Below are 7,726 nucleotides of genomic sequence, written 5' to 3' on the forward strand. Positions count from 1 at the left end.
GCGCGGAGATCGCCCGCCCGTAGGTGGAGTGGCTGTGCGCGGCCGCCACCACGTCCGGGCGCGCCTGGTGCACCTGCGAGTGCGCGGGGGTGGGCGACGCCCGCCCGCGCGGCGGCTCTCAGTGGTCGGTCAGTGCTCGCCCGCCGGCTCGGCGCCCGCGCCCGTGAGGGAGCGGACCTCGATCTCGGCGTACTTGGCCGCGTTGAACTCCTTGCTGAGCAGCGTCCCGATCCAGCCGCACAGGAAGCCGAACGGGATGGAGATGATCCCGGGGTTCTCCAGCGGGAACCAGCTGAAGTCGGAGTCGGTGAACAGGGCCTTCTCCGAGCCCGACACGACCGGCGAGAACGCCACCAGGAAGATGGCCGAGCCGAGGCCGCCGTAGATGGCGGAGACGGCGCCGGTGGTGTTGAACCGCTTCCAGAACAGGCTGTACAGGATCGCGGGCAGGTTCCCCGACGCCGCGACCGCGAAGGCGAGGGCGACCAGGAACGCCACGTTGAGGCGCTGGGCGTAGATGCCGAGGACGATCGCCACGGCGCCGATCACGAACGCGGAGATGCGGGCGACGCGCACCTCGTCCCGCTCCGACGCCTTGCCCTTCTTGAACACGTGGGCGTACAGGTCGTGGGAGAACGAGGAGGACGAGGCGAGCGTGAGGCCCGCCACGACCGCCAGGATCGTCGCGAACGCGACCGCCGCGATGACCGCGAGCAGGATCGTCCCGCCCGCGTCCCCGAAGACGATCTCGCCGATGCGCTGGGCGAGCTGCGGGGCGGCGGTGTTGCCGGCCGGGTTGGCCTTGGCGATCTCCTTGGACCCGACGAGCGCGGCGGCGCCGAAGCCGAGGACCAGGGTGAGCAGGTAGAACACGCCGATGATGCCGATGCCCCACAGCACCGACTTGCGGGCGTCGCGGGCGGTCGGGACGGTGTAGAAGCGGATCAGGATGTGCGGCAGCCCGGCGGTGCCGAGGACCAGCGCGAGACCGAGGCTGATCAGGTCGAGCTTGCCTTCCAGGCCCTGCTTCTCGGTGGCGTAGCGCAGCCCCGGCTCCAGGAACTCGCCGCCCTTGCCGCTCTGGTCGGCGGCGTCGTTCAGCAGGCTGGACAGGTTGAACCCGAACTTGCCCAGCACCAGCAGCGTGATGAGGGTGGCGCCCGTCATCAGCAGCACGGCCTTGACGATCTGCACCCAGGTGGTGCCCTTCATCCCGCCGAACACCACGTACACGATCATCAGCACGCCGACCAGCGCGATCGTCGCGCCCTTGGCGAAGTCGCTGGTGAAGCCGAACAGCAGCGACACCAGCGCGCCCGCGCCGACCATCTGCGCCAGCAGGTAGAAGATCGACACGACGATGGTGGAGACGCCGGCGGCGGTGCGGACCGGGCGGGGGCTCATCCGGAACGCCAGCACGTCCGCCATCGTGAAGCGCCCGGAGTTGCGCAGCAGCTCGGCGACGAGCAGCAGCGCCACCAGCCACGCGACGAGGAACCCGATCGAGTACAGGAACCCGTCGTAGCCGTACAGGGCGATCAGCCCGGCGATGCCGAGGAACGACGCGGCGGACATGTAGTCGCCGCCGATCGCCATGCCGTTCTGCGCGCCGGAGAACGACCGCCCGCCCGCGTAGAAGTCGGTGGCGTTGCGGGTGTTGCGGCTCGCCCACACGGTGATCGCCAGGGTGGCCGCCACGAAGACCAGGAACAGGATGATCGACAGGGTCTCGTTGCTCACTTGGCCTCCTCCGCGGCCGGGGCGGACTCCGCCTCGATCTGGGCGCGGATCGCGTCGGAGACGGGGTCGAGGCGGCGCTCGGCGTGCCGCGCGTACAGGTAGGCGATGAGGAAGGTGGAGACGAACTGCAGCAGCCCGAACACCAGGGCGACGTTGACGGCCCCGAACAGCTCGGTGCCCATGAAGTCGCGCGCCCACCCGGACAGGACGACGTACAGCAGGTACCAGCTGAGGAACGCCGCGGTCATCGGGAACACGAATCGGCGGAATCTTCGCCGGAGTTCCTGGAACTCCGTGGTGCCCTGGAACCGTTCATAGACGGTGCCGGGGGCGCTCTTGTCGACGGACACGCCCACCCCTCCTCGGTTGTGACGCCGGTCACGCGCAACCGTAAAGATCCTGCTGGGAGCGGACGAGGGGTCGGGGGCAGGGCTGCGACCAGCCGCCGTTCACCGTCGGCCAAAGGCCGCCCTCGTCGCCGAACGGTCGCTCTCGCGCGACGAACGGTCACACCCGCTTGGGCCGCCACGTGCCCCGGTCGACGTCGAGGGACTCCGGGGTGTGCAGCCGCACCATCATCCGCGCGACGCCGCGCGGGACCCGTCCGGGCGTGCACAGCGACACCAGGATCATGACGGTGAACGCGATCGGGACCGTCCAGGCCGCGGGCTGGGCGAGCAGCGCGCCGAGCAGCCCGGACGGCGGCCCTGCGGCGATCGTCACCACCACCGCGGTGCCCGCGAGCGCGCCGCCGAGGACGAGCCCGGCGAGGGCGCCCGGCACGGTGAGCCGCCGCCACCAGACGCCGAGGACGAGCAGCGGGCAGAACGTGGACGCGGCGACGGCGAACGCCAGCCCGACGACGTCCGCGACGGCGAGGGACCGGGCCGCGATCGCCAGCCCCAGCGGGACGGCGAGCGCGAGCAGCGTCCCGGCGCGGAACGAGCGGACGCCGCCGCGCAGGATGTCCTGCGCCAGCACCCCGGCCACCGACACGGTGATGCCGGACGACGTCGACAGGAACGCCGCCACCGCCCCGCCCGTCACCAGCGCCCCCAGCAGGTCGCCGCCGAGGCCGCCGATGAGCCGTCCGGGCAGGGTGAGGACGACGGCGTCGGCCCTCCCGGTCATCAGCAGCTCGGGGGTGTAGAGGCGCCCCAGCACCCCGTACAGGGCGGGCAGCAGGTAGAACGCGCCGAGAAGCGTCAGCACCACGACGGTGGTGCGGCGGGCGGTGCGGCCGTCCGGGTTGGTGTAGAAGCGGACGAGGACGTGCGGGAGCCCCATCGTCCCGAGGAACGTGGCGAGGATCAGCGAGTAGGTGGCGTAGAGGGAGTGGTCGCGCCCGTCCAGCGGCAGCGCCCACTCCCGGCCGGTGGTCGCGGGGCGCCCGCTGACGTGCGGGACGTCGGCGCCCGCAGGGAACGTGACGGACGTGTCCTTGTCGAAGCGGTGCGGCCCGGGCCCCAGCGCGAGAGGGAAGCCGGAGTAGGCGCGGCCGTCCACCCGTCCGTCCACGGTCACCTGGACGGGCGCCGTGACCTCGACGGTGACCGCCATGCCGACCGCGACGGTCGTGCGGTCGCCGAACCGCGGCGGAACGTCCGACGACAGGCCGGGCGCGCCGTCGAACCGCCACGCCATCAGCAGGAACACCAGCGGCACGGCCAGCGCGGTCAGCTTCAGCCAGTACTGGAACGCCTGCACCATCGTGACGCTGCGCATCCCGCCGACCAGCACGTTCGCCGCCACGACGACCGCGACGAGCACGCCGCCCGTCCACACCGGCGCGCCCGTCACCGTGCGCAGCACCAGCCCCGCGCTCTGGAACTGGGGAAGCAGGTACAGCCAGCTGATCAGCACCACGAGCACGCTCGCGGCGCGGCGCACCGCCATGGACTCCAGGCGCGCCTCGGCGAAGTCCGGCAGCGTGTAGGCGCCGGAGCGGCGCAGCGGCGCCGACACGAGGACGAGCAGCACCAGGTACCCGCCCGTCCAGCCGACGGGCAGCCACAGCATGTCGGCGCCGTAGGCGAGGATCAGACCGGCGATGCCGAGGAACGACGCCGCCGACAGGTACTCCCCGCCGATCGCGGACGCGTTCCGCAGCGGCGTCACCGTCCGCGACGCGACGTAGAAGTCGGACGTGGTCCGGGAGATCCGCACCCCGAGCACGCCGACGAGCATCGTCGCGACGACGACCAGCAGCACGCCCGCCAGGCCGTACGCGGCGCTCACAGCCGGTCGGCCCGGTCGACGAGGTCGGCGAAGTCGTCCTCGTTGCGCTCGGCCTGCCGGACGTACCACCAGCCGCAGGCGACGAACCACGGGTAGATCAGCCCGCCGAGCAGCACCCACGGCAGCGGCAGCCCGAGCACCTCCTGCTCGCGCACCGCGGGGACGAGCGCGAACAGCAGCGGAAGGCCGAGCACCACCACCGCGAGGACCAGGCACAGCCGGGCCGCGAGCCGCCACTGGGCGCGCACCAGCGACCGCATGTACGCCTCGCCGAGCCCCGTCTGCTCGTCGATCTCCCGCGTCACCGGGTACCGGGGCCGCCGGACGGCCCGGGTCCGCGGCCCGGTGACCAGCGTCCGCCCGGGCGCGACGTCCCGCGCGTCCGGCCCGCTCAGGGCGACCGCCTCGCCCGGCGGACGAGCAGGTCCCGCAACTCGCGCACATGCCGGCGCGCGACGGGCAGCTCGGCGCCGCCCACGACCACCGTGCAGCGCCCCGAGTCGAGCCGCAGCTCCGTGATGGCGGCCAGCGCCACGAGATGGCTGCGGTGCACCCGGACGAACCCGGCGCCGCTCCACCGCTCGCTCAGCGCGGCGAGCGGAATGCGCACCAGATGGCTGCCGCCGGAGGTGTGGAGCCGCGCGTAGTCGCCCTGCGCCTCGACGTACAGCACCTCCCCCGGCGTGACGAACCGGGTCACCCCGCCCAGCTCCACCGGCATGGCCTCCGGCTCCGACGGCTCCGGCGCGGCCTCGTCCTCCCCGACGGCCTCCGTGACCCGCCGGATCGCCACGGCCAGCCGCTCCGGCCGCACCGGCTTGAGGATGTAGTCGGTCGCCTTGATCTCGAACGCGTCCACGGCGTGCTCCTCGTAGGCCGTGACGTAGACGATCTGCGGGGCCCGGGCGAACTGGGCGAGGACGCGGCCGAGCACGGTGCCGTCCAGGCCGGGCATCCGGATGTCGAGGAAGACGGCGGCGACGGGACGCCCCTCGGCGAGGGCCCGGTCGAGCTTGCGGAGCGCGGCGGCCCCGTCCCGGGCGGTGTCGATCTCGCCGATGCGCGGGTCGGCGCGCAGCAGGTGGACGAGGTCGTCGAGCGCGGGCGCCTCGTCGTCCACCGCCAGGACACGCAGGGTCACCGCACCGTCCCTTCCCACGCCGTCCGCCACATTCCAGGTCAAGCACCGGCCGGGCGTCAAGAGGCCGTGACCCCGGGCCGGTACTTCGGCACCCGCACCGTGACCTTCGTCCCGGCGCCCGGCCCGGTCTCCACCGCGAGGCCGTACTCGTCCCCGTACACCTGCCGCAGCCGAGCGTCGACGTTGGCGAGCCCGATCCCCGCCGCGTCGTCGGCGGACGGCTCGGGCCGCTCCCCCGACAGCAGGCGGCGGACATCCTCGGGATCCATCCCGATCCCGTCGTCCTCCACACTGATCACGCAGTCGGCCCCCGCGTCCTCCGCGATGATCGTGATCAGGCCGGGCTCGGACCGGTCCTGGAGCCCGTGCCGGACGGCGTTCTCCACGAGCGGCTGCAGGCAGAGGAACGGCACGGCCACCGGCAGCACCTCGGGCGCGATCCGCAGCGTCACCCGCAGCTCCTCACCGAACCGGGCCCGCTGGAGCAGCAGGTACCGGTCGATCGACCGCAGCTCCTCCGCCAGCGTCGTGAAGTCGCCGTGCCGCCGGAACGAGTACCGCGTGAACCCGGCGAACTCCAGCAGCAGCTCCCGCGCCCGCTCCGGATCGGACCGGACGAACGAGGCGATCGTCGTCAGCGAGTTGTAGATGAAGTGCGGCGAGATCTGCGCCCGCAGCGCCCGCATCTCCGCCTCCATCAGCAGCGTCCGCGAATGGTCCAGCTCCGCGAGTTCGAGCTGGGCGTCCACCCACTGCGCGACCTCCTCGGCGGCGCGGATCAAGCCCGCCGGAACGTCCTCCCCGTAGGCGGCCAGCGTCCCGACCACCCGGTCGTCGGTGGCGAGCGGCACGACCACGACCCTCCGGATCGGACAGTCGAGCCGGTCGCACTCCACGTCGTGCACCTGCGTGCGCCCGTTCCCCCGCGTGGCCTCGGCGTGCCCGGGCCCGTCCACCGCGTGGTGGTCGTGCTCCCCGTCCCAGGCCAGCAGCCGCTCCCCGTCGGTGATGGCGAGCGCCTCGCACCCGAGCAGCGCCCGCAGATGCCGAGCCGCCTTCTGCGCCCCCTGCTCCGTCAACCCGCCCCGGAACGCCGGCGCCGCGCGGGACGCCGTGTGCAGGGTCTCGAAGGTCGCCCGCCGCTCAGGCCCCCCGAGATCCCCCCGCCGCCGATGCCGCCGCCCCCACAACAACGCCGGCACCCAGGTAAGGACCAACGTCGCGACAACGGCAAAGGCCACACTCATCCGCCAAACCTACGCCGCCCGACCGCAAGCAAGGGAGACGAAAACCGGCACACAGCACCATGGAGAGAGGGCCCGGCAGGTGCCGGGCCCTCTCCTCTGCTCGTCGGTCCGGCAGGTCTATGCCGGAAGCGTTCGGAACCAGTGGAGGGTGTCGGGCAGGGCGCGGTGGAGGGTGGCGAAGTGGTCGGTGCCGCTGCCGGTGCCGTAGTCGACCACCTGCGGCCGGGTGCCGTGGGCGCGCAGGGCGCGGACGCAGTTGCGCGTGTTGCCGAAGGTGACCTGCTCGTCGCCGGACGCGCCGTACAGCCGGATCGGGACGTCCGGTGCCCAGTCGCAGGTGCCGTCGGCAGCGCGGATCGCCCGCAGCAGGGCCCCCGAAGGATGCTTGAGCCAGTGCAGGTAGCGCGGGGTCACCAGTTGCTCGGGGCTTGCAGGGAGCTGCGGGAAGATGTCCGATTCATCGTGGCTGCCGTCGAAGAGCTTCTCCACGGTGGTGTCGTAGGGCGCCTGGAAGACCTCCGAGGGCGCCTTGTACAGGTGGTGGAGCCTGTTCCAGGCAACCGTGGCGTAAGCAAGGTTGAACGCCGACACGCGCGGGTCCAGTGAGCCGCCGGAAAGAGACGCCGGGAGCTGCGCGCGCCGCAGGTCGTAGGTGCCGCTGATCGGGGCCAGGGCGCCCAGCCGCAGGTAGGGATCGGCACCGCGTCGGAGTTCGCGTCCGAGCGCCATGGCGGCCTGACCTCCCTGCGAGAAGCCGGTGACCAGCACCCGCCGCTCCAGGCCTCTGCCCTGCCGGGTGGCGACGTCGCGGGCGGCGCGGAGCATGTCCAGCGACGCGGACGCTTCCGACGCGGCGTCCAGGTAGGGATGCGCACCGGCCCCCTCACCGAGGCCGAGGTAGTCGGGGGCGACACCGGCGTATCCGGCGGCGGCGTAGTAGACCGCCGCGATCCTGCTCTGCCCGTCCGCGGCGACCGAACCGGCGGTGTTGCGGCCGGCGTGGGTTCCATGGGTGAAGCTGACGGCCTGCAACGTCCCGGCGGTGTCGCTGGGCAGGACGACGACACCGCTGGCGAGCGTGGGCCGCCCGGTCGCCGAGACGGTGCGGTAGAGGACCTTGAAGCCGCTCACCCCACTGCGCGGCCGCGGAGACGTTAATCCCTCATCACCCAGGTAGTCGCGAACCTGCGCCCGCGACATGCGAACCACCGGCGTCACCGACACCACCGTTCCCCGCCCGCCGACGGCGTCCGACCGCCCGGCCGCGGCCGCGGCCGCCGGCGGCGCCCCGGACTGCGGGGCGCCCCCCCCCCCCCCCGCGCCCCGCGCCGCACCCAGCCGAATACGCGAAATGCGGCGG

7 protein-coding genes and 1 pseudogene are annotated in these 7,726 nt (G+C 72.9%); all 8 read right to left on the reverse strand.

Translation table 11 applies throughout. From position 1 onward, the window contains the following. A pseudogene (locus AB0K37_RS38670) lies at positions 1-85 on the reverse strand (class II aldolase/adducin family protein); the annotation flags it as partial. 44 nt (positions 86-129) lie between these two features. Continuing rightward, entirely contained in the window at positions 130-1,740 is a 1,611-nt protein-coding gene (locus tag AB0K37_RS38675; RefSeq protein ID WP_363990234.1) for a cation acetate symporter, read from the reverse strand. Next, positions 1,737-2,090: a DUF485 domain-containing protein gene (locus tag AB0K37_RS38680; protein ID WP_363990236.1), complete on the reverse strand. Its 354-nt coding sequence runs from the start codon at positions 2,088-2,090 to the stop codon at positions 1,737-1,739. The genes AB0K37_RS38675 and AB0K37_RS38680 overlap by 4 nt, the downstream gene beginning before the upstream one ends. Positions 2,091-2,247: 157 nt before the next feature. Then, positions 2,248-3,978, reverse strand: a complete 1,731-nt coding sequence (locus AB0K37_RS38685; protein ID WP_363990239.1) for a cation acetate symporter — start codon at positions 3,976-3,978, stop codon at positions 2,248-2,250. Continuing rightward, positions 3,975-4,283 carry a DUF485 domain-containing protein gene (locus tag AB0K37_RS38690; protein WP_229810239.1) on the reverse strand — a complete coding sequence of 103 codons (309 nt, stop codon included), beginning with the start codon at positions 4,281-4,283 and terminating at the stop codon, positions 3,975-3,977. The genes AB0K37_RS38685 and AB0K37_RS38690 overlap by 4 nt, the downstream gene beginning before the upstream one ends. An 86-nt stretch (positions 4,284-4,369) precedes the next feature. Further along, on the reverse strand, positions 4,370-5,119 hold the full coding sequence (locus AB0K37_RS38695; RefSeq protein ID WP_363990243.1) for a LytTR family DNA-binding domain-containing protein: 750 nt from the start codon (positions 5,117-5,119) through the stop codon (positions 4,370-4,372). A gap of 56 nt (positions 5,120-5,175) precedes the next feature. Then, positions 5,176-6,198, reverse strand: a complete 1,023-nt coding sequence (locus AB0K37_RS38700) for a histidine kinase (RefSeq protein WP_363990245.1) — start codon at positions 6,196-6,198, stop codon at positions 5,176-5,178. Between the two features lie 285 nt (positions 6,199-6,483). After that, positions 6,484-7,497, reverse strand: a complete 1,014-nt coding sequence (locus tag AB0K37_RS38705; RefSeq protein ID WP_363990248.1) for a hypothetical protein — start codon at positions 7,495-7,497, stop codon at positions 6,484-6,486. Between the last annotated feature and the right edge of the window lie 229 nt (positions 7,498-7,726).

Source organism: Actinomadura sp. NPDC049753 (genome assembly GCF_040674655.1).
In the GTDB taxonomy this organism is placed as follows: Bacteria; Actinomycetota; Actinomycetes; order Streptosporangiales; family Streptosporangiaceae; genus Spirillospora; species Spirillospora verrucosospora.